The sequence below is a fragment of the Winogradskyella sp. PE311 genome (genome assembly GCF_046545555.1).
In the GTDB taxonomy this organism is placed as follows: Bacteria; Bacteroidota; Bacteroidia; order Flavobacteriales; family Flavobacteriaceae; genus Winogradskyella.
In genome coordinates this window covers 169,586-192,921 of record NZ_JBHZTH010000004.1, presented here as the reverse complement: position 1 = coordinate 192,921, position 23,336 = coordinate 169,586, and the positions used below count along the sequence as shown (strand labels likewise).

Annotated in this window: 16 protein-coding genes; 3 read left to right on the top strand and 13 right to left on the bottom strand. The window is 31.0% G+C overall.

Features of this window, described 5'->3' with window-relative positions; genetic code table 11:
- The first annotated feature begins 2 nt into the window (after positions 1-2).
- Positions 3-518 (top strand): DinB family protein, encoded by a 516-nt coding sequence (locus ACFWU4_RS13505; protein WP_411128758.1) that lies wholly within the window; start codon positions 3-5, stop codon positions 516-518.
- Here the strand turns inward: ACFWU4_RS13505 and aroB are convergent.
- The gene (gene aroB / locus ACFWU4_RS13500; protein ID WP_411128756.1) at positions 515-1,585 is read right to left on the bottom strand and encodes a 3-dehydroquinate synthase; all 1,071 of its coding nucleotides are present in this window, start codon (positions 1,583-1,585) and stop codon (positions 515-517) included. The two genes, ACFWU4_RS13505 and aroB, sit on opposite strands and share 4 nt — an antisense overlap.
- A gap of 98 nt (positions 1,586-1,683) precedes the next feature.
- On the opposite strand from aroB, the gene ACFWU4_RS13495 reads away from it, so the two are divergent.
- Positions 1,684-2,856, top strand: a complete 1,173-nt coding sequence (locus tag ACFWU4_RS13495; protein WP_411128754.1) for a proline dehydrogenase family protein — start codon at positions 1,684-1,686, stop codon at positions 2,854-2,856.
- A 58-nt stretch (positions 2,857-2,914) separates the two neighbouring features.
- Here the strand turns inward: ACFWU4_RS13495 and ACFWU4_RS13490 are convergent, their stop codons facing one another.
- The 12 genes from ACFWU4_RS13490 to ACFWU4_RS13435 all read right to left on the bottom strand — a co-directional run bounded on the left by ACFWU4_RS13490 (position 2,915) and on the right by ACFWU4_RS13435 (position 18,740).
- Entirely contained in the window at positions 2,915-5,281 is a 2,367-nt protein-coding gene (locus ACFWU4_RS13490) for a GumC family protein (RefSeq protein WP_411128752.1), read from the bottom strand.
- 21 nt (positions 5,282-5,302) lie between these two features.
- The gene (locus ACFWU4_RS13485) at positions 5,303-6,079 is read right to left on the bottom strand and encodes a polysaccharide biosynthesis/export family protein (RefSeq protein ID WP_411128750.1); all 777 of its coding nucleotides are present in this window, start codon (positions 6,077-6,079) and stop codon (positions 5,303-5,305) included.
- Between the two features lie 22 nt (positions 6,080-6,101).
- The gene (locus ACFWU4_RS13480) at positions 6,102-7,997 is read right to left on the bottom strand and encodes a polysaccharide biosynthesis protein (protein ID WP_411128748.1); all 1,896 of its coding nucleotides are present in this window, start codon (positions 7,995-7,997) and stop codon (positions 6,102-6,104) included.
- Positions 7,991-9,118 (bottom strand): DegT/DnrJ/EryC1/StrS family aminotransferase, encoded by a 1,128-nt coding sequence (locus ACFWU4_RS13475; protein ID WP_411128746.1) that lies wholly within the window; start codon positions 9,116-9,118, stop codon positions 7,991-7,993. Before ACFWU4_RS13475 ends, ACFWU4_RS13480 begins: the two co-directional genes overlap by 7 nt.
- 179 nt (positions 9,119-9,297) lie before the next feature.
- A complete protein-coding gene (locus ACFWU4_RS13470; protein WP_411128928.1) occupies positions 9,298-9,909 on the bottom strand; it encodes a sugar transferase in 612 nt (203 codons plus the stop codon).
- Between the two features lie 43 nt (positions 9,910-9,952).
- Complete coding sequence (locus tag ACFWU4_RS13465) at positions 9,953-11,086, bottom strand: glycosyltransferase family 4 protein (protein ID WP_411128744.1); 1,134 nt, start codon at positions 11,084-11,086, stop codon at positions 9,953-9,955.
- Positions 11,087-11,088: 2 nt separating this feature from the next.
- Positions 11,089-12,993, bottom strand: coding sequence for an asparagine synthase (glutamine-hydrolyzing) (gene asnB / locus ACFWU4_RS13460; RefSeq protein WP_411128742.1), 1,905 nt, complete (start codon positions 12,991-12,993; stop codon positions 11,089-11,091).
- 11 nt (positions 12,994-13,004) lie between these two features.
- Positions 13,005-14,156 carry a glycosyltransferase gene (locus ACFWU4_RS13455; RefSeq protein ID WP_411128740.1) on the bottom strand — a complete coding sequence of 384 codons (1,152 nt, stop codon included), beginning with the start codon at positions 14,154-14,156 and terminating at the stop codon, positions 13,005-13,007.
- A 3-nt stretch (positions 14,157-14,159) separates the two neighbouring features.
- Positions 14,160-15,230, bottom strand: a complete 1,071-nt coding sequence (locus ACFWU4_RS13450; RefSeq protein WP_411128738.1) for a glycosyltransferase — start codon at positions 15,228-15,230, stop codon at positions 14,160-14,162.
- A gap of 315 nt (positions 15,231-15,545) precedes the next feature.
- Complete coding sequence (locus ACFWU4_RS13445; protein WP_411128736.1) at positions 15,546-16,127, bottom strand: serine O-acetyltransferase; 582 nt, start codon at positions 16,125-16,127, stop codon at positions 15,546-15,548.
- Positions 16,128-16,141: 14 nt separating this feature from the next.
- Positions 16,142-17,059 (bottom strand): hypothetical protein, encoded by a 918-nt coding sequence (locus ACFWU4_RS13440; RefSeq protein WP_411128734.1) that lies wholly within the window; start codon positions 17,057-17,059, stop codon positions 16,142-16,144.
- A 229-nt stretch (positions 17,060-17,288) separates the two neighbouring features.
- A complete protein-coding gene (locus ACFWU4_RS13435; RefSeq protein WP_411128732.1) occupies positions 17,289-18,740 on the bottom strand; it encodes a hypothetical protein in 1,452 nt (483 codons plus the stop codon).
- 708 nt (positions 18,741-19,448) lie between these two features.
- On the opposite strand from ACFWU4_RS13435, the gene ACFWU4_RS13430 reads away from it, so the two are divergent.
- Entirely contained in the window at positions 19,449-23,321 is a 3,873-nt protein-coding gene (locus tag ACFWU4_RS13430; protein ID WP_411128730.1) for an Ig-like domain-containing protein, read from the top strand.
- Positions 23,322-23,336 lie beyond the last annotated feature (15 nt).

The following is a 23,336-nucleotide window of genomic DNA, read 5'->3' as shown; positions in this document are numbered from 1 at the left end:
ACATGCTTTCAAATACTTTAAATACAGGAGAATTTAATCCTTACTATGCAGTTTATATTGATAAAGCAACTGATGTAGATATTGTAAAGGGTTTAAAGCAGAATTTAGATACTGTAGTGAATTTTTATTCTAACCTTCCTAATGAAAAGCATAGCTATGCCTATGAGGCTGGCAAATGGACAATAAAAGATATTTTATTACATATTATTGATACAGAACGCATATTTTCTTATCGTGCTTTAAGAATTGGAAGGAAAGATACGACCGCAATAGCAGGTTTTGAACAAGATGACTATGTTGCTAATTGTTATGCGGAAAAAAGATCTTTAGAAAGTTTAATTGAAGAATACAAATCTGTTAGACTCGCTACAATTTCACTTTTTAAGAGTTATGAAGACGATGTATTAAGACATATAGGTATGGCTAGTGGCTCACCAGTATCAGTAAGAGCCATAGGTTATATAATTACAGGTCATGAGAACCATCATAATCAAATAATAAAAGAGAGGTATTTCTAACCTATGTAATCTTTAAAAGCTTCAAGAATGATTGTATTATCTACTTCACAGTTTATTTTAGGCTGACCGATAGCTTCTAAAAGAACAAATCTAACCTTGCCATAACTATTTTTCTTATCGTGCTTTAATAGACCTATAATAATTTCGATATCTCTTTCAGTGATTAAAGCCTTAGAGAAGGTTTTTAAAATACTATTTTTAATATCTAAAAATTCCTTAGGCGCCAAACTGCAAATCTTGGTAGAAATGTAGGCTTCTAAAATCATACCTATTGCAATAGCCTCGCCATGCAATAAAGGGGTTTTGTCTGCATTACCTAGAAAATAACTTTCAATGGCATGGCCGAGGGTATGACCAAAATTTAAAATCTTACGTAAGCCCTGTTCTGTAGGATCTTCACTAACCACTTTGTTTTTTATAATAACAGAATCGTATATTAATTGATCTAAATGAGAAATATCTAGGTCTTGTAAATTAGTAAGCGTATCCCAATAGCCTTTATTGTAAATTAATCCATGTTTCAGCATTTCAGCATAACCTGACACCATTTGATTTTGAGGTAATGTACTTAGAAATGAAGTATCTATTAGTACCATACTACCTTCGCTAATAATTCCTATTTGGTTTTTTAAATGACCTAAGTCCACACCAGTTTTACCACCAACTGAAGCATCTACCATCGCTAACAAGGATGTAGGTACATTTATATAATCTATGCCTCTCATGTAAGTGCTAGCAACGAAACCACCTAAATCTGTTACAACACCACCTCCCAAATTAATAAGAAGACTTTTTCTATCTGCATTATAATCTGACAATGCTTCCCATACACCTGTGCATATATCGATAGTTTTATGGTCTTCGCCTTCTGGCATTTCCATAACTTCTACTACGATATCTCCAGACTCTAATTGTGCGAGGAAATTAGGTAAACAATATTCGTGCGTATTGGTATCGACGAGTACAAATATTATTGAAGGATTTGATGTCTTTACATAGTTGTTTAATTCTACATAAACTTCAGAATTAAAGTGAACTATGGCATTTTTGGTAACGATGGATTTCATATGAAAAAAGTCCTAAAATTAATGATGTGAAAATACTTAGTTTTTTTAGAAAATAATACCAAGCAGATTAAATATATTTGCAGTATACAGATGATATTATGATAAATCGTTCACTTTTTGAAAATACGAGCACCGCATTTAGTTTAAAATCAGATTCTGAATTAGAACGTGCTTATTTTTTGTTTAAGATGATTTCTTCTCAACCATTGGTGCGAATAGGAACTGCCGCCACTAACTTTGCTTTAAAAGCAAACTTACCAGTAGAAGGATTAATTCGGTCAACTGTTTTTGACCATTTTTGTGGTGGAGTTAGCGAAGACGATTGTTTACCGGTTATTGATAAACTTTTTACAAAGTCTGTAAGCTCTGTTTTAGATTATTCGGTAGAAGGGAAGGAAGTGGAAAATCAATTTGATAATGCGTTAGAAAAAATTTTAAAGATCATTAATTTTTGTGATGAAAAAGAGGCTATGCCCATAGTTGTATTTAAACCTACGGGTTTTGGTCGTTTTGCATTATATCAAAAGAAGACAGAAGGTATAAAGTTAACTGCAGATGAGAATGACGAGTGGAATAGAATTGTATCTCGATTTGATGCCGTCTGCAGTCTAGCTGAATCAAAAGATGTAGAAGTATTAATTGATGGTGAGGAAAGTTGGATGCAAGATGCTGCTGATGATTTAGTTGAATCAATGATGCGCAAGTATAATAGAGAAAAAACCATAGTTTATAATACATTACAATGTTACAGATGGGATCGCTTGGAGTATCTTAAAGATTTGCATGAAAGAGGTAAAGCAGAAGATTTTAAAATAGGAATGAAGATTGTAAGAGGCGCTTACATGGAAAAAGAGCGCCTTAGAGCAGAAGAAAGAGAATATACTTCGCCAATTTGCGAAAACAAGGCTGCTACCGACGCTAATTTTAATGAAACCCTTGTTTATATCTTAGAAAACCTAAACGATATATCTGTTTTTATAGGAACCCACAATGAGCATAGCTGTTATTTGGCTATGGATTTAATGGAAGAAAAAAAGATTGATAAGCAAGATAATAATGTGTGGTTTGGGCAGTTATACGGCATGAGTGATCATATTAGCTTTAATCTAGCTGCACAAGGTTATAATGTTGCAAAATATATTCCTTTTGGACCTGTTAAAGATGTTATGCCTTATTTAATAAGAAGGGCAGAAGAGAACACTTCTGTTGCCGGGCAGACTAATAGAGAATTAGTCTTACTGAAGTCTGAACGGAAACGCCGTAAAATATAAAAGAAAAGCCTCAACTATTAGAATGAGGCTTTTTTTTATAATATATTTTCAAATGGATTTATTTCCAAAACTGAAACCATTTTTTCTTGTTTGCAGGATCAGTACCATAACCATAACCATAACCGTATCCACCAGTCTTAGATTTTACACCATTTAATAGCATAGTCATATTTGGCAACCTTTTCTCGTCATATAATGTTTGTGCAACATGCACTAGTTTTCGCTTATCTACATTATTTGCACTTACTACATAAACAAATATATCTGCAAAGTGTGATATTAATAATGTATCACTAACCAAGCCAACAGCGGATGTATCAGCAATAATATAATCATATTTGTTTTCAAAATAATCAAAAAGTTCAGTAACCCGATCGCTCATTAATAATTCTGAAGGATTCGGAGGTATTGTACCGGAAGGAATAATATCTAAATATTTATTTTCTTTATGTTTAAAAATCACATCATTGGGCTTGAGCGTTTTATCAGCAATATAATCTGACAAGCCTTTTTCTGGTGTGTCCTTAAATCCTAAATAGTCTAATATTTTTGGAACCCTAATGTCCATTTCTATTAAAAGAACAGATTTACTTGAATACGAAATTGATGTCGCTAAGTTTGTGCTAGTATGAGATTTACCTTCTTGTGCTTTTGTAGAAGTGATAAATATCTTTTTAGCTTTACCTTTAATATTTTTAAGGCTAAAATCAATGTTGGATCTTACAATCCTGAAGGCCTCTGCTTTAGGAGTATAATCCGTCTTTTTAACTAACTTTTCTTTCTTTGACGACTTTGGTATATCTCCTAAGTAAGGGACGTTGAGAACCTCAACAAGATCATTTTTTGAGTAAAGTTTTGTGTCTAATAAGTCAATTAAATATACAAAGCCTATTGGTAATAATAATCCTAGAATTAAAGCCGCTAAATAAGTAATTATAACGTTTGGAGCGATCGGTTTGTATGATGAATGCGCATTATCAATTACTTTTGCATTTGGAGTATACATGCCAAATCTTATTGCAGATTCTTCTCGCTTTTCTAATAAATATAGATAAAGTGATTCTTTTATATCTTGTTGTCTTTGTATACTTCTAAACTTCCTTGCTTTTGTCGGTGCGCTGTATAATTGACCACTAATTCTATTACTTTCAGTATTCAGATTTGTTAAAGTTAATTCAGATGTTTTCTTGATACTCTGTAGCGAACTTTCAAGATTATTTTTTAAAACATTTATTTGATTATTAAGTTGGATAACTACAGGATTTTTATTACTCGAACTTCTTAATAATCTATCTCGTTGCGCTACTAGCTCATTATGACTTTTAATAATCTGTGATGTGTTTGAATCTCCAATACCTACATTAGCGGGTAACATATCACTAATTTTAGTCTCATCTTCTAATTCTTCTTGCAAATAAGAAATCATTTGGATATTAGTAGATGTATTAGAAATTTGTTGATCTAATTGCTTTCGAGTTTGAATATTAATATTTGCTTGAGCGTCAAGAGCCGTAAGATTATTTTGTTTTTGAATTAATTCTGCATTAGACTCCACATCACTCAACTCTCTTGATACTTGTTCTAATCTATTATTAATGAAATCTGAGGTAACCTTGACTACTTCTTCTTTGTCAAAGAGCACATCGCGATTATATTCTAAAATTAATTGATCTAAATAATCAACCGCTTTTTGAGCAACTGTTTCTTTTAACTCTAACTTAATAACACTAGAGCCTTTTTCAGTTGAGATTGCCACACTGTTAGAGTAGTAATTAACTAAATTAGAAACAGGTATGATTACTATTTTAAGATTACTACCAACAACCGGTGCATTTTCGCCAATATTTGGCACAATAACAAACCCTCCATATCTTGTGTCAATTTTATCACCAAAAGCATAGAGTTTACCTTCTGAATCATCTCTTTCTGAAAATGTTTTTTGATTGTCTTTGAATAATAAAAATTCTGTAGATGACTTAATTTTTATATATAAAGCTGCTTTTACTTTATTTATAACAGAATCGCTAGCGAAAAAATTAACTCTAACAGGTGGGTTTTTATAAAGTTCTTGTTCTTTTATTTTCCCTTCTGCATAATAGCGTATATTGAGTTTGAGTGTTTTTATTATTTTTTCTGCAATACCTCGTGATTGAATAACCCTAATCTCATCTTTAATTTTATCCGTTCCACCAGCGAACAAACCATTACTCCCTAAACCCTCTAGGCTTGGTAGTTTTGTAGATTGTTGCTCATCTTGTATTTTTATTGTAGCATTGGCTTTGTATGTATAGGCCGTATATCGCAAATAAGTGAACGCAAGAAGTAAAGCAACAATTACAGATAGAATTATCCATTTCCAATACGAAAGAAATAGTTCTAATACTTGTTTAATATCTTTAGTCGGTGAACTAGCTTTATTTTTCATGAAAAATTAAAAATCAAGTGGTTATTTTACCAAAAAGACTGCAATAATTGTTGTTAAAGTTCCAATGGCAGAAATGAGTACTCCGTTATTTTGGTTATACGTAGAAGAACGAATCCTAGCATTGTTTGGTTCAACATAGATAACATCATTTTGTTGTAAGTAATATACTGGGGAATTAACAGCATTTACTGTTGTTAAATCTACTTTAGCAAATTTCTTTTTACCATCTATTTCTCTTATAAGCAATACATTTTTTCTTTTACCGAAAATTGTTAAATCACCAGCTAAACCTAACGCTTCAAGTAATGTAATTCTTTCATCCTCAATAGTAAAAGTTCCACGATTACTCACTTCTCCAAGAATAGTAATTGTAAAGTTAGCTAATCTTACATTTACAATGGGGTTTGATGCGTATTCAGAAATGCGTTCTACTAAGAAAGCTGTTAGTTCAGTTCTATTTAACCCAGAAACTTTTAATTTACCTAAAACAGGGAAGTTGATGTTTCCGTTATAATCTACTAAATAGGTTTGTACCTGCACAGCTCCTTGTGCACTTGTTACACTACCGCTATTATTAGCTACAACTGGGAGATTAAACGGTTTAACTGTATCGGGATCTAAAGCAGATACATTAATTGTAAGTAAATCATCTGGTTTATATATAATTTGTTTTGGCTCTGACATTAAAACGCCTCCGTCTAAGGGTTCATCCTGAAAATAGACAAGATTTTTTCTCGATCCACAGGACATTAACATTAGTATTGCTAATATTGGTATTATTAAATTACGCGTTTTCATTTTTATTATTTGTGATGGTTAATTATTTTTGAGAATCTAAAACCTCATAAGTTGAGTTATTAGATATATATTCTGGTATTAAGGCCTTTATCGCAGAAACTATTTCTAACGGTTGCGTTAAGGAATTTACAGAAGTTAATGTATTGATTTGATTTTCTGTACTGTCAATATCTATATGCCTTGACTTAGCGATCATTATTTTTTCGTGATATGTTTTCTTAGTGTTTTCTCCATCAGCTAATAGTTCTTCGTAGATTTTTTCACCTGGACGTAACCCCGTTATCTTAATATCAATATCTTCAGGATACCGAAGTCCAGACAGAATAATCATGTTAGTCGCTAAGTTGAATATTTTAATTGGTTCACCCATATCAAATACAAATATTTCACCACCATTACCCATTGCGGCAGCTTCTAATACTAGCTGACAAGCTTCTGGAATTGTCATAAAATAACGCGTAATATCTTTATGTGTAACAGTTAAAGGTCCACCTTTATCAATCTGTTTTTTAAATAACGGAATAACTGAGCCATTAGACCCTAGAACATTTCCAAATCTTGTTGTGATAAATTTAGTATGTCCTTTTCCTTTTAAACAAGTAACATAAAGTTCGGCGATACGTTTGGTAGCTCCCATAACATTTGTTGGGTTAACCGCTTTGTCAGTAGAGATTAGAACAAATTTATCAACACTATGTTTAACAGCAATGTCGGCAACATTTTTAGTTCCTCCAATATTTACACTCACAGCTTCGAAAGGATTATTTTCCATTAAAGGGACGTGCTTATATGCTGCAGCATGAAATACAATTTTTGGTTTGTAGGTGTTAAAAATTTGGTCAATTCTAGTCTTATTTCGTACATCGGCGACAATAGCATCTATATTAGTTAAACCTAGTTGTCTAAATTCTTGCTGAATATCATATAATGCAGACTCTGCATTATCAATTAAAATAAGTTTCTTATAATTATAAAGGGTAACTTTTCTTGCGATTTCACTACCGATTGATCCTGCCGCACCTGTCACTAAGACCACTTTATTATCATATTGGTCTTCTAAATCTGGGTTCTTAATGTTTATAGGATCTCTTCCTAGTAAATCTTCAATTTTGACTTCTTTTATTTGGCCCACACTTAAATCTCCATCAATCCAATTTTGAACAGGTGGCACAATCTTTACTTTTAGGCCTAATGAAAATAAGCTTCCAGTAATTTGTAATAATCTTGATGGGTCAATATTCTGTATTGAAATTATGACGTCTTCTACATCGTGTTTTTTGATAAAATTATTATCTATTTTATCAATCTTAAAAACTTTTACGAGATTAATTTTTTTTCCAATTTTACCTTCATTGTCATCTATAAAGCCAACAACTTTAAAACCATTTTTTGTATCATTTTGTATGGCGTCATAAGTTAACATGCCAGAGTTGCCTGCTCCGAAAATAAGCACATTAGAAGTGGTATTAATATCTTGAGTAACCTGATTGTACAAGGATTTTATAAATAACTTAGCACCTGTAAGAAAGAGAATATTTAATAATAAATGAATATAAATTATAGATCCTGAAATATCAAAAATACTATTTCCGTCAATAAATTTTCTACTTAAAAAGGTGCAACAAATAAGAAGCGTGGCAAGTATGTTAGTTCCTATTATGATATTTAAAATATCTTTAAATCCGGTAAATCTTACAACGCCTTTATAGGAGCCTACAGCGACTAAACTAACTGCTGCTACTACTGCTACATATGGTACCTGCTTTAATAAAACAGAGAATTCAAAATCGAGCTTAAAATTAAATCTAATTAAATACGCAAGAAAGAAGGTCGCTATAATAACACATATATCAAATAATAAGACGAGCCATTGTGATGCATAGCGTTGCGAAATTTTATTTAAAAATTTGACTAACATACTGCAAAATACATATTTATGACAGAAATCACTCTATCTAATTCGTCTTTAGTTAGATTTGATCCGCTAGGTAAGCATAAGCCACGTTCAAATAATTCATCTGATACACCATTTAAATAGCTTGGCGCATCTTTAAAAATGGGTTGTTGATGCATTGGCTTCCATAAAGGTCGCGATTCAATGTTCTCTTTTTCAAAAGCAAATCGCAGTTCCTCTCTTGTTTTCATAGAGTCTAACATAATACATGATAACCAGCGGTTAGAAAAGTGCCCATCTGGCTCCTTTAAAAACTCGACACCTTTTACAGCTTCAAAATGACTTTTATAAAGCTCATGATTAGCTCTACGATTAGCAACATGACTATCTAAGATTGTCATTTGCCCTCTTCCAATTCCTGCCACTATATTAGACATTCTATAGTTATAGCCAATATGTGAATGTTGATAATGTGGTGCATTATCTCTAGCCTGAGTTGCTAAAAATACAGCCTTATCCTTGTGCGACTTTGTTCTCGTAACTAAAGCGCCACCACCAGAAGTCGTTATAATTTTATTTCCGTTAAATGAGAGTATTGATAAATCTCCAAATGTCCCACAATTTTGACCTTTGTAATGACTACCTAAAGACTCAGCGCTATCCTCAATTATTGGAATATCGAATGACTTCGCAACTTTGTGTATTTCATCTACTTTATAAGGCATACCATAAAGGTGAACAGAAATGATAGCTTTGGGTTTTTTACCTTTTGCTATTCTATCTTTTATTGCTATTTCTAGCTGCACAGGACACATGTTCCAGGTTTCCTTTTCACTATCAACAAAGATTGGTGTTGCTCCCTGATATACTATCGGATTAGCAGAAGCAGAAAAAGTCTTACTTTGGCAAATAACTTCGTCTCCATAGCTAACGTCTAAAAGTATAAGACTTAAATGTAAAGCCGAAGTGCCAGATGCTAATGCAGCGACATGCCTGTCTTCGTTAAGATAAGATTGTAAGTCAGTTTCAAAGCCATTGACATTTGGTCCTAAAGGGGCTACCCAATTAGTGTCAAAAGCTTCATTGACAAAACTTTGTTCGTTACCGCTCATGTGTGGCGATGACATCCATATTTTAGGTTTCATAAGCAAAAATTGTTAAGTAATGTAATATTACTATTCAATTTCATGTCTTAGAGGGATTTGGGACACGATTTAAAAATCGGTTTAAATATGCATCAATAAAATGAGATAGCCCAAATAAAGACGACAAAAAGCAAATATTTCGTTGTTAAATGTAAGAGTTGTTTTGAGGTAAGCACTAACTATTTGGATTCAGTGCCCATAAATTCTGGCATATCAGAATCATTAGTACTATAAATATCTTTTCTAGAAATAACCTTATCTATAGTTTTAAAGAAGATTTTAAGATCTAAAGCAAATGATTGATTGTCTACGTAATAATTGTCTAACTCAAATTTTTGTTCCCAAGAGATAGCGTTTCTTCCATTAACTTGTGCCCACCCAGTTATACCAGGAACGACTAAATGTCTCCTTTTTTGTTCTTCGTTATAACGTGGTAAGTACTTTGGAAGTAGTGGTCTAGGTCCTATTAGACTCATGTTACCTTTAAGTATATTAAATAATTGAGGCAGTTCGTCTAAAGAATGTTTTCTGCAAAAATTACCAATTTTAGTTATACGTTTATGACCAGCTAATAATACCCCATTACTGTCTGTTTTATCATTCATGGTCTTTAACTTAATTATAGTAAATACGCTTCCGTCTTTGCCAGTTCGTGGTTGATAAAAAAAAGGCTTACCATTATTAGATATAGTTAAAACTATAATTAAAAACATAAGTAGTGGAAAAACTAAAATTATACCAATTAGAGCTGCTAAAAAATCAAAAATGCGTTTAAAGATGTTTTTATAAATTTTCATGTGTACTACTATGAGGTGAGTGTAATGTTGATTTTAATTAAATAACATTAGATATAAGATTCAATAAGTCTTGGTTAATTATATTTACATCAAAACGTTTTTCGGCATATTTACGACTATTTATTCCCATTTCATTAATCTTCTCTGGGTTTTTTATAAAGTATTCCATAGCCTCTACTAATGGGTCTAGTTTCTGAGGTTCTATTAAGAAACCATTTACACCTTCTTCTACAGATTCTCTGCACCCAACAGAATCGGTTGTGATAATTGGATTTCCGCAAGCACAAGCTTCTAATGTTGTGCGCGGCAAGCCTTCTCTATAATAACTTGGAAGAACAAAAACATCATTTTTATGTAGGTGTTCTTCTATATTTCTTTGTAGTCCATGAAAAACAATAACACTTTTTTCGTGAAGCTCCTTAAGTTCTTCTTGGCTGATGGCAGTAGGTGAAGTTTCAGGAGCTCCAATAAGATGAAACTCTACTTTTGGATACTTTTCTTTTAAGATTTGAGCAGCCTTTAAATACAAGTCAATACCTTTTTCCTTTATAAGTCTTGCAACTAAAAGAAAGCGTACTTTATCTGTTGGGTTTTTTTCTAAAAACTTAAACTGTTTTAGGTTGACACCAGAACCACTTACAAATGCAACAGGTTGCTTCTTTGATATAACATTTCTATCTAAAAACAATTGATAATCGTCCTTATTTTGAAATACGATATATTTATTTTTTCTAATTGATAGTTTATAAAGATTTTCGTTAAATCGTTGTAAAATGCGTGCTTTTGCAGTTAAACCAGTAAACGCAAAACCTAGCCCTGTAATTAAAGAAATAACAGGTGTTTTCGCCATATTTGCTGCCATTGAGCCATAAATAACGGGCTTAACGGTATAAGGGAAAACTAAGTCAATATTATTATTTTTTATAATAGACTTCAATTCTAAAATAGATTTAAAATCATTTATCGGATTTAAACCTGTTCGTTGTAAATTAAATTCTATAATAATAGCGCCTCTATCTTTTAAATCTTTTATGTTTTTTTCAGTGTAATCTGGCGCAGCGGTATACACTTTAAAATTATTGGAAATAAGATGAGATATAAAATCACCTCTAAACCTAACTAATGAAGATGCATGAGATGCAATAAGTAATATTTTTTTTTGTTCTGCCACTTTTAGTTTTGTTTTAGAAAATTAAATTTATACCATTTTTGAAAACAGTAATACGACCAAACTCTAAAAGTACTATCCTTTTTACTATCTAAATGATCATTTACTAATTTTGTTATAAACTCAATATTAAAGATCCCTTGTTTTTTTAGAAGATCTGGTTCAATGTAGCTTTCTAATTCTTTGCGTAAACTTTGTCTTAGCCAATCTCCTGTTGGTGACCCAAAACCACTTTTGCTTTTTTCTAAAAATTCTTCAGGAAATTGATCTCTGAAGGCTTCTTTTAAAATGTGCTTTTTATTCCAGCCTTTCATTAAATAGTTTTCTGGTAGCGTATTGGTAAACTCCCAAAGCGCTTTGTTTAAAAAAGGAGCTCGGCATTCTAATGAAGTTAGCATACTGGTTCTATCTACTTTTGCAAGCATACCACCTTCTAAGCTACAAATTTTATCTACGTGTCTAAAATCTGTTAAACTTTCAATTTTTTGCTTACCAATAATAGCTTTATATTCTTGAAATAAATCGTCTACTTGATAGTCGGATGTAATTATTTCCTTTAATTGATTACTAGTATTAGCTAATGATATAATATCCCAATAAAAATCGCCGTTATAATTAATGGCATTTAATAACTTATTTATTTGAAACTTACGACCTCTTGTGTCATCCTTGTTAATGAGATATTTATTACTCAAACCGGCTATAGTTTTATGCAAACCCTTAGGTACAATGCTTGTGTACTTTTTATTCATTTTGCCGATATAGTATTTGTTGTAACCACCAAATATCTCATCACCACCATCTCCTGTTAAAGCTACAGTGACGTGCTCTCTTGTCTTTTCTGAGAGTAGGTGAGTAGGTAAAGATGCTGTGTCTGAGAATGGCTCATCAAAATTGACAAGAATTTCATGGATGTTATTCTTTAAATCATCTTCATCAATAATAAACTCATGATGATTACTGCCTATCATATCTGCCACAACTCTAGATTTATCAGTCTCGTCATATGAAGCTTTTTTAAATCCGATAGAGAATGTATTAATCTTTTTATCTGTTGCTTGTGACAAACAAAGTGAAACTATTGATGAATCTACACCACCAGATAAAAATGTTCCTAAGCCAACATCAGCAATAGATCTGCTGGCTACACTATTATAAAGTAATTCTTTCGTTTTAGTTTTTGCATCATCAAAAGAGATATTTACCGTCTTTGGTTTTGGTTCTGTGTTTATTTTATGAATTGTGGTGTTATGAGATTCAAAATCATACACCATGTAATGATTTGCTTCTAATTTAAAAATACCATCATAAATAGTGTGAGGAGCAGGAATGTAGGTTAGCCTAAAATATAAGTTTAATCCTTTCTTTGAAATATTAGGAGTAAAATCAATAGTTTTTATAATAGATTTTAATTCAGAAGCCCAAATAAACTCTTTATCAGTGTGCACGTAATACAGAGGCTTCTCTCCAAAAAAATCGCGTGCAACAAATAATTTATTTATTCTTTTGTCGTAAATGCTAAAACCATACATTCCATCTAACCACTGAAACGATTCAACTCCGTATTTTTCATAAGCTTTTAAAATCACTTCCGTGTCACTAGATGTATTAAAAGATACTCCTTCCGACTCTAGTTTTGCTTTAAGCACTTTATAATTATAGATTTCGCCGTTAAAGACTATTACAATTTGCTTATCATCAGAAAAAATTGGTTGTTTACCGCTAGATAAATCAATAATAGAGAGACGTCTCATAGCCATTCCGACAGAAAACTTTTCATTTTCTTCTGAAAACACACCATCTTCATCTGGTCCTCTATGGATGATCAAATCATTCATATTGTTGAGGATAGAATTTATATTATTTTTATTGCGATTGGTCTTGGCTATAATGCCATTAATTCCACACATCTGTTATAGTGTTAATTCTTTATAAATTTATTAAACTTTGTATAAATCGTATCTAAATGATACGCTTTAGCTCTCTGCAAGCTAAGTTGACTAAACTTTTCTCGTTGATCTGGATTCTTATGAAAATAATCTAAGGCTTTGCTTAGGCCAATATGATCATCGTTATTAACTAATAATCCGTATTTGCCAATAAAAAACTCACCATCCTTAATGGTTATTTTTTCATTAGCATTAAGCAACTCAAGCGGTCCAGAAAGACAGTTTGTAGAAACACAAGGAAGCCCAATAGCCATAGCCTCTATCATTGCATTAGGAAAACCCTCTGTAAATGAAGAAAGGACAAAACAGTGGTTGTCTAAAAGATAATCGTTTACATTTTTCACTTTTCCCTTCAATGCTATTTGATCTTGTAATTTAGCTTTTGAAATTTCATCTACTAAATAATCATTTAATTCTCCTCCACCTAGGATAGAAAAATTAAAATTTAGTGCCGAGTGTTTTATGGCTCGTATTACCATAATTTGATTCTTCCTTTTATTCAGTGTACCAGCTGTTATTAATTTTAAAGTATTATTATTAGTATTGAGACTTTTTGGAATTATAGTTTTCTCTGGGATTTCAATAGGATTGTAAATTACTTCCATAGGTATTTTAATACCAAAGTTATCTTTAAGATCACTATTAATATGATGCGAATTTGAAAATAACTTATCACATCTGTTATATAAAATAGGATAGAAGATTTTAGAAATGTAAAATGAAAGTTTGCTAGTAACGTTATCTGAAGGAAATCCTCGTTCACTAACAATAGTCTTTACATTTTTATTAAATGTAGAAACGATTCCGTTAATAAGATTTGGAAATGCAAGAAATGATACTGAAATAGCGATGTTATTTCTTTTTATAAATCTGTAATATTTAATAATGTATTTTACAGAATCAATTGCTTTTGCGTAAAAAGGACGATCTGGTGAATGGTTAGACAAGATTACAATATTAACCTCTTTAGGTACATTAAAATGTAAAACATTATGAAATAGAACCAAGTTAACAGTGTAGTTTTTTACAAGTTCCTTTAAAAGTAGGCTTATAACTTTTTCAGCACCACCACTGCCAAGAGATATACTTAATATTGATATGTTTTTTTTATGATTTGGGGCCATGATTTATTTAAGAATATCTAAGAATAACTGTTCATAATCCTTAATAATTTTTTCTTTATTGAACTTTTTGTAAACACTGTTTCTAACTTGTATTGGGTCGAATATATTAAAGTTATTTAGTTTATTTAAAAATTCCTCTTTATTCTCAACTAAAAATCCATTCACATTATTTGTTACTATTTCTTTTGTTCCACCAGGTGCATTGAAGGCTAATACTGGGGTTCCAACGACACAACTTTCTAGTAGAGCATTTGGAAAACCTTCTACAAAAGAACCCTGTAAAAATATATCATTTTGAGATAAATAATCATTTACTCGATTTGTAAAGGGTATATGCTCAATATTCTCTCTTAAGCCCAGTTCATCTATTTTTTTGAATATAGATTCTTTTAAAGACCCATCTCCTATAATGGTATAAATAAATGGAAAATCTACTTTTGATAAGATTTCTAATAATCGTTCATGCCCTTTGACTTCGGTAAGCCTTCCAACGGTTATAAATCTTCTAATTTTTGAATTCGTTGTATTGTACTTAACATCAGCTAAATTTGATATTGGATTATTAATTATAGAAATTTTATTTATCGGAATATTAAAATTACTTATCATGTCATCAGCCATATCTTTAGATTGACAAATAACCATATCTAAATTCTTATAACCATTAGACATGAAATTAATTGGTGACCATTTTCTTGCTTTTTTTTCATTTTTCCGCTTACTTAAAATTGTGGCCTCCCTACCTATAAATTTAGTATTACGAAAATATGGTGCAATTAAAGACATAGCTGTATTTACATGGGATATGGAACTAACAACTATTTGAGGTTTAACTTTATAAATATGTTTAATAATTGACGGTATCGCAGTAAGAATGCGTGACTTATCTAAATATATTACATCAATATTACTAACATCATAAGCAGTGTCTTTCTCATAACCTGCAATTAATAGTATTGGGTGAAATTTCTTCTTATCAATAAACTGAGACACAAAAGACATAACACGTTCTGCACCACCGGGAACTAATGAAGGTAGTAAAAAAATAATTTTGATTTTAGAAGAATTGCTCATAGTCAAAGAATAATATTTTGAAAAAGCTTAGAACACAAACTATAATTAGGTAGAATAAAACTAGATAAGATTAAAGCAGATATTAATTCTAAATTGCAAGAACAATCTTTATAAATAATTAATTTATCGAAGAATATAATGTTTGTATGTGATAGATTTGTTGAAAATCTAATAGTATTAGGTAGCATGATAGGTTAATTTGGGTTTAAATATGTATCACATATTCAGGGGTAAATATGAGATAAAAGTACATAAATATCAAACTTACTCTTTAAAAGGCGAAAAAAAAACTTTAACTGACCTATAATCGCCTAATTATATATGCTTAATAATTTTTTTGATATCAATTTCTTTAATTTTTTTAGCAGGATTACCCGCTATAAAAGTGTTTTCTTCCTCAAAGCTTTTATTTACAACAGCATTTGCCCCAATTGCAGTATTATTACATATTTTAATATTACCATAGATTTTGGCACCAGGAGCAATGTAAATATTATCTCCTAGTATAGGTGCCTCTATTTGACCTCCTGAAGCACCGATATTTACACACGCGTGCATTCTGCAATTACTACCAATTGTAGCTCTACTATTTATTACAATAGTTCCATAATGTACTATTGATAAACCAGGTCCAAAAATATTTATAGGAATTGAAAAACCTAATTTCAAAGAAATTTTCTTATATAAGTATTTTAAGTATAAAGTATAAACTTTAGACAATAAATTAGATCTACAATTGGTGTAATATTCTAATTTCCGCATTCTTTTTTGAAAAATCCAAATATAATTTGGTGATATGAGTCTTTTTATTTTTTCAGAATTAGAATTATTGTTTATTCCAAGAGCAATTTTATCTCTAGACAAATAATTATGGTAGTCTTTTTTCGATTTAATCATATCAATAAAATAGCCTATTTATTTAAAAGGTAATTGTTTAGTAGATGCGTACTGACTTGTTGACTAACTTTTTTGTGACCGTAACAAGTCCAATGAGTATCATATTCAAAAGTCCAAGTTTTGTCATTGTTAGAATCTAAAACAATTATATTCAATTCTAACTCTTTACACAATTTTATTAATTCTGGATTCGTATTAGGATGAAATACCAAAACCTTTTTTTCCATTGAATAGTTCGAAATAATATGATCTAATAAATCCGAAACATATTTCTTTTTAAAAGTTTTTTTTCGTTTAATTAATTTAGGTTTTTTTGCTCCTTTTGTAAGTGATGATGAATATCTGTTATAAAAATAATAAAGCAATTTCCATGAGTAAAGAATCTTCTTAAATTTCGGAGACTTCATTTTACCATAATCAATTTCTCCGCTTTCTAAATTAATTTGTGTTATATCATTTAGATTATTTATATTTTCAATACTTTCTGTAAAATCGTTATCGTTAACATAGATTAAGGTAATCAAAGGGTCTTTTTCATCCGTTTGCTTGCTGATCTCCATAGCTTCAATAAGAGATACTCCGGAACGAGCTGCTTCTAAAAAGTTAAATTCAGGTAAATATTCTTTAAGTAATACAGACTGATGACAGTCATTTGGATTCATGAAATTCTCAATGTAAGAATCGCCAATTACGGTAATTAAGTTGTCGTAACTTTTTGGTAGAATTCCTGGCCATCCTAATTTATTGATTGTCCATTGGTGATCGCCTCCAACCCAATAACCATTTTGATTTGGTATATATTTCTGAATACCAAATTCATCAATTGTTCTTTGCGGTATATCTGATACAGCATGAGTTGTTCTTACAACGATTTCACCAACAAATATTAATATGAGTGAAAAAAGAATGATATGTTTTATAAGTTTTACCATCTTAATTTTAATAATAAAAAAGCTAATTAAATTATGTAAATAACAAATTCAAATTAATGCTATTATGTAGCATTTGAGATTAGATTTTAGTTTTTAATCTTTAAGCAAATATGTCATAACTTAAGTTAATGTTCAAAATTATTCTTTTAAATGTATCATTATTACTTTAATTAGTATAGATTAAAACTGACCTAAATGATTTTTTAGTCATTTACCTTAAAGTAAATAGTCACTTATTGAATTTGGTCAAAATAAGTGATTTAATTCTTGAATAAAATATCCTGAAACCTGGTACAAATAATAAAAGCAAAATACCATATACAATTGCAACAACAATTGTTACTTGTGTTGCGTATGCAATCCACTTAAACAATGTCAAGTGATCATTACCATATATTAAATACTCAGTTAAAAAATCCGTTATTAATGCTGTAATTACAAATACAAAGATTATTGGAAGCAATCCTTTCCAATATAAATAGATACTTTTTTTGAAACCATACTTATACAAAAAATAGGGTTTCCATAATACAACAAGTAGGAACATACTAATTACGGTTCCAAGCATTATACCAACTATACCATAGAAATAACCAAAAATAAGAGATATTGCTAAATTTAGAAGAGCTTCTGTAATTGCTGCCCAAGTATCAGAATACAGTCCATAAGCATTTTTGAAACGCTCAATAGGTGAGCTAATCTGAATCATAAAGAAATTAGCTATCATTAATAATAGTATAGTATTAGATAGTATATATATATCTTTTTCTAGCCATAATAATATGAATGAATTAATAACGTGATAAATTATGATGCTAAAAAAACCAGCAATAAAAAACTGAATTGCAATTAGCTCCCAAAGAACTTTTTTAATGTTTTTTTCATCATTTTCTGCTATTAAATTACCAACTGCAGATCCTGTACCAGCAAATGCCATTTTCACTAAACCACCAAGTTTCATAAAAATAAGTTGATAGTTACCGAAAAACGCAACGCTTTGGGCATTAATTAAAAAGAAAATAAGAAGATTATCTGTGCCATTTTTAACGAAAGCACTTATTTTATGAAAAAATACTTGTTTAATTTTTTTAATTACTTCTGGATATTCCTTTATAATCTCTTTTTTCTCTAATGAATTAATTATAAGCCATGGATATTCTTTCTTTATTTTATACCTAACAACAATACTGTAAATAATACTGAAAACTAATTCTAATGTAATGTATAAAAAGAAATTTTTAAAATAAAGTGCAACAACAACTTGCAATATAACTCGTATGATATTAAAACTTTGGTAGTACTGTTGAACTATATAGCCTTTTTGATCAGCACCTAATAAGCTAATATGATAATTAACAAAGTAGCTTAATAATACAGAAATTAATAAGGAATAAAAGACATAATATATGAGTAATAAAGAAAAAGGTTGAGTAGAAAATATTAATGGAAAGAAAAGTGATATAATAAAACCTACACCAAATATGATATATCCTATTTTTTTGTAAAGTACTCCAAGTAAGGCAATTATTTTGTTAATCTCTTTATAGTTTTTATCAAATATTGGTTTGTATAAAGTGAAACCAATTGCCGTTCCAATTCCTAATTCTGCTAAATTAAGAAAGCCTAAAATACTTCTTAAAGTTGTTTCGAGCCCAATAAAAGAATCCCCTAAGTTATCCAAAAAGATCTTCCTGGAGAAAAATTGAACTAAGATGGAGAGTATGAAGAAAAAGACACCAACTTTTGCGTTTTTCAATGATTTTGAAACTCTAGACATTTAAATTTATTATTTTCTAATTTATAATTATTGTTTTAGCAAAATTTCTTTATTCCAATACTAAATTAAAGTTTGAGGTGACAATATAATTCTTTTGTACTGAGAACGGCCTAATTTAATAATACAGGTTCATAGTTTTGACAATATTAAAAAAGGAAAATTAGTATCCTTTTATTTCATGTTAACATACTATAATTAACGTCAAAAGTAAACAAGCCAAAGGTTTTACTGTATAAAAAGTACTCTTTAAATAAATTATAGATTATTGATATAATTCAATATCATAGATATTGTTGATAAGGTTGTTATAACTTTTAAATATTGATAGTACCGTGATGAAGAATTAAATATGTTAAATCTTTAATTTCGACATTGGGGATTTTTAATTTGACTTTTGTGAGAAAAGAGTAAGCATGTTAAATGTTTATATCTAAAATCCAAATGTATATTATCTGACGTAAATAAGTAAGAGTAATTACGTTTATTTAATTATATATATTTTCTTACAAAAAAATGTTTTTAATCGAATAATAAAGTATTTAGTCATTGTAACTGATTTGTATTACTTAAATTGCGTTCACCCCAAAGAAATTGATTAATAGCAAAATGACAATGAAACTTCCGATTAACCTACTTATTAATAGACATAATTTATATATATTATTATTTATAACAACAACCTTTTTTGTACAAAATTCCTATGGACAGCAACTAGCATTCCCAAGTGCTAAGGGGTCTGGTGCATATGTTACCGGTGGGAGAGGAGGTATAGTAGTCCATGTTACAAACCTTAATGATAGTGGACCCGGCAGTTTTAGAGCAGCGATGTCTTTACAGGTTCCAAGAACCGTTGTTTTTGATGTAAGTGGGGTAATTACTTTGAATTCTATATTATCATTAGGCTCTAGTAATAGTAATGTTACTATAGCTGGGCAGACAGCTCCGGAAGGAGGAATTACAATTGAGGGTCACCGTTTGTTTTTATCTAGTGTCTCAAATATTATTTGTAGACATATTAGGTTTAAAGGTGGTGCAACCATAAACAACGATTCGGTTTCTGTTGTAGCTGACATACAAAATCAAATATTTGACCATTGTAGTTTTGCCTTTGGCTCGGATGAATGTGCTTCTTGGTATAGTACTTTTGATGGTGCAGAAATAAATAACGTAACAATACAACGATGTTTATTCGGAGAAAGTTCAAAAGGCTCTATAATAGGAAAACAATCTGGCACGACTGGAAACCCACCTACAGTGTCATTTATTTTTAATATGTTTTATAATTCTAATTACAGGTTTCCAAACATTACTGGTGATAATGGTAGATTAGATGTTATTAATAATATTGCTTGGAATGCAGGTAATAGATTAATCCGAGGGAATGGTAGTTTTAATCTTAATCATATTGGTAATTATTGTGATTATGGATCTACAGGAGTAAGAGACGTTAGGTTAAACTTATTTCGGTTTGGAACAATACCCCAAATATATTCAGTAGATAATAAAATTGTTGGTAATCCAGCTTCAGACTTATCAAATGAAATATCTGAAATTAATACAAATAATTCATTAAGCTGGAAATTTTTTCAAGATGGTGGAGGTTTTAGTTATGGAGATCAATTACCAAGTAATTATTTTACCAGTTCAAGATTTACATTGTTAGGAGAGCCTTTTGATATATTAACCGCTGATGATGCTTTTAGTGATGTTGTATCTGATGTTGGATGTAACGCAAGGCTTAATTCGGATGGTAGTTTTAGCGACAATAAAGATATCTTGGATGCCGATTGGATAAGTCAAGTTGAACAAGGTAATTTTGTTGAACAATTGAATACGTCAGAGTATGTAGTTCCAGAAATAATTTCTATAACAAGACCTTCCGAGTTTTATCAGAGTAATCCTCATATACCAGAAAACTGGTTTAATTCTTTCGTGCCTAATGGACAAGATCATAACGATATTTCACCAAATGGCTATACTTGGTTAGAAGAATATTTAAACCAAGTAGATGAACCAGCGGTAGTAATTAATGCTGAGAATGTCACTTTAACCCCAGAAGCCGTAACTCTTAACGTACCTGAGTCGATAATTTTAAATAAAATTTTCACACCAGTTAACACCACCGATAAAAGCGGTTTATGGGAATCTAGCGACCCTTCCATAGCAGTTGTAGATTCTAATGGTCTAGTTACTTCGATTTCAGAAGGTATTACTACTATAAGTTTTATATCTAATGACGGAGGATTTATAGCAGAATCTCAGATCACTGTAACAGATATTCAAATACCGCTGGAGTCAGTCACTGTTTCCCCCAATTCTATTACTCTCGAAGCTGGTGAAGATATTCAATTATTGATGGAGTTATTACCATCAAATACATCTGATATTTTGGGGAATTGGTCTAGTAATAATGAGTTGGTGGCGCAAGTTGATCAAATGGGCTTAGTTACTTCCATAAGTGAAGGAATAGCAACAATTACATATACTGCTGATGATTCAGGAATCAGTGATAGTGCTTCAATTACAGTTATTGATACTTTTTACGGATCATACGATCTATATAATGCTGAAACTGATGTGTTAATTCAAAATATTAACGGGGATTCAGTTATTAATCTAGAAAATCAAGGGAATCAAATTAATTTTAGATGTATACCCTCTGGAGGTGATTCTAATCCCGATGTCGAAAGTGTTAGAGTAACTTGGTCTGGTCCAACGAGTGGTACGTGGATAGAGAGTGTTCCTCTTTATGCAGGTTTACCTGGTGGACATGTTGATCTTGATTTTGAACCTTATACTGTTGAAGATGGAACTTATAATTTCACAATAGAATATTTCAGTGAAAATTCTGCCTCTGGTAATTTGGTAGGATTAGACACCTTTTCATTAACTTTTTTTTTCAGCAATTTACCCAATGCCAATGCTGGTCCAGACCAAGATATTTGCGAAGGGGAAACAATAACTTTAACTGCTTCTGGTGGCGAGAATTTTTTATGGGATTCTGGTGAAACAACGGCATCAATAACGGTTAGTCCATCTGTTAGTACAACATACGCTGTAACTGTTTCTGACAACGACGGAAATAGCGATGAGGATAGTGTTACCGTGACGGTAAATACTATACCAATTGCTGATGCTGGTGAGGACCAAACAATATGTGAAGGTCAATCTATTACTTTAACGGCTAATGGAGGAAACTCATATTTATGGAGTACAGGTGAAACAACTCAATCAATAGATGTTAATCCAATTTCGGACACATTATACAATGTTGAAGTTTTTTCAAATTCTTGCTCTAGCTTAGATAGTATAACTGTTTTTGTAAATGATGCACCAGACATTACATTATCCAATAATACAACAATTGTTGAAGGGGATTCTATTGTACTTGTTGCCAGCGGTGGTGATAATTATGCATGGAGTAATGGGGAATCTTCGTCATCGATAGAGGTAAGCCCATCCCAAACGACAACTTATTCTGTTAGTTCTGCAGGTAATAATGGATGTTCTACAACTTTAGAGGTTGTAGTTTCAGTAGAAGCGCTATATGAGGCTTTTGCAGGTGAAGATGAGAGGGTATGTGAAAATAATGAAATTGAAGTAACGTTAACTGCCAATAATGGGGATTCTTATTTATGGAATACAGGTGAAACTACGCAAAGTATTCTTGTTAATCCCCTTTCTACAACTACTTATTCAGTTACCGTAAATTCTGGTATTCAAGTAGACACGGATGAGGTGACAATTTTTGTAGATCCAAATCCAAATGTAATAATAGCTAATGGTGAGAATGTAGATATCTTAAATGGTGATTTCGTGACGTTATCTGCTTCAGGCGCCAATACTTACTTATGGAATAATGGTGCAACTCAGCCAAATATTGCAGTAAGTCCAACACAGACCACAACTTATGACGTAAGTGGCTTTATTGGTGAATGTAATGATAATAAACAAGTAACAGTTAATGTTATCCCTGAGGTAATAGCAGATGCAGGTGAAGATGTTGAAGTTTGTTTAGGGCAAACAATTGCTCTTACAGCTTCTGGTGGTGACCAGTACGCGTGGAGTACAGGTGAGACAACTCAGACAATAAATGTAACTCCAACTCAAACTACTGAATATACTGTAACAGTTTTCAATGCTTTAGATTTTGATGAAGACTCAGTATTAGTAGAGGTATTAATAGATTGCGAAGAAGATGATAACCCAAGTTCATCAGATGACCCATTAGATTTTTCATTTGATGTATTTCCTAACCCTGCAAATACTTATGTTGATGTAAAACTTTCTGGATCGGTAAATTTAACCAGGGTCTACTTATATGATATAACGGGTAAATTAATTCATTATAAAATGGTTGTTAATGAAAATCTTAGCACGTCTTCTACGACAAGGTTAGATGTAAGTAATTTACAACCAGGAATGTATTATATTAAAATGGTTGATATAAATAATGAAATTTCTAAAAAATTAATTGTTAGATAAGCAAAGTAGATCAAT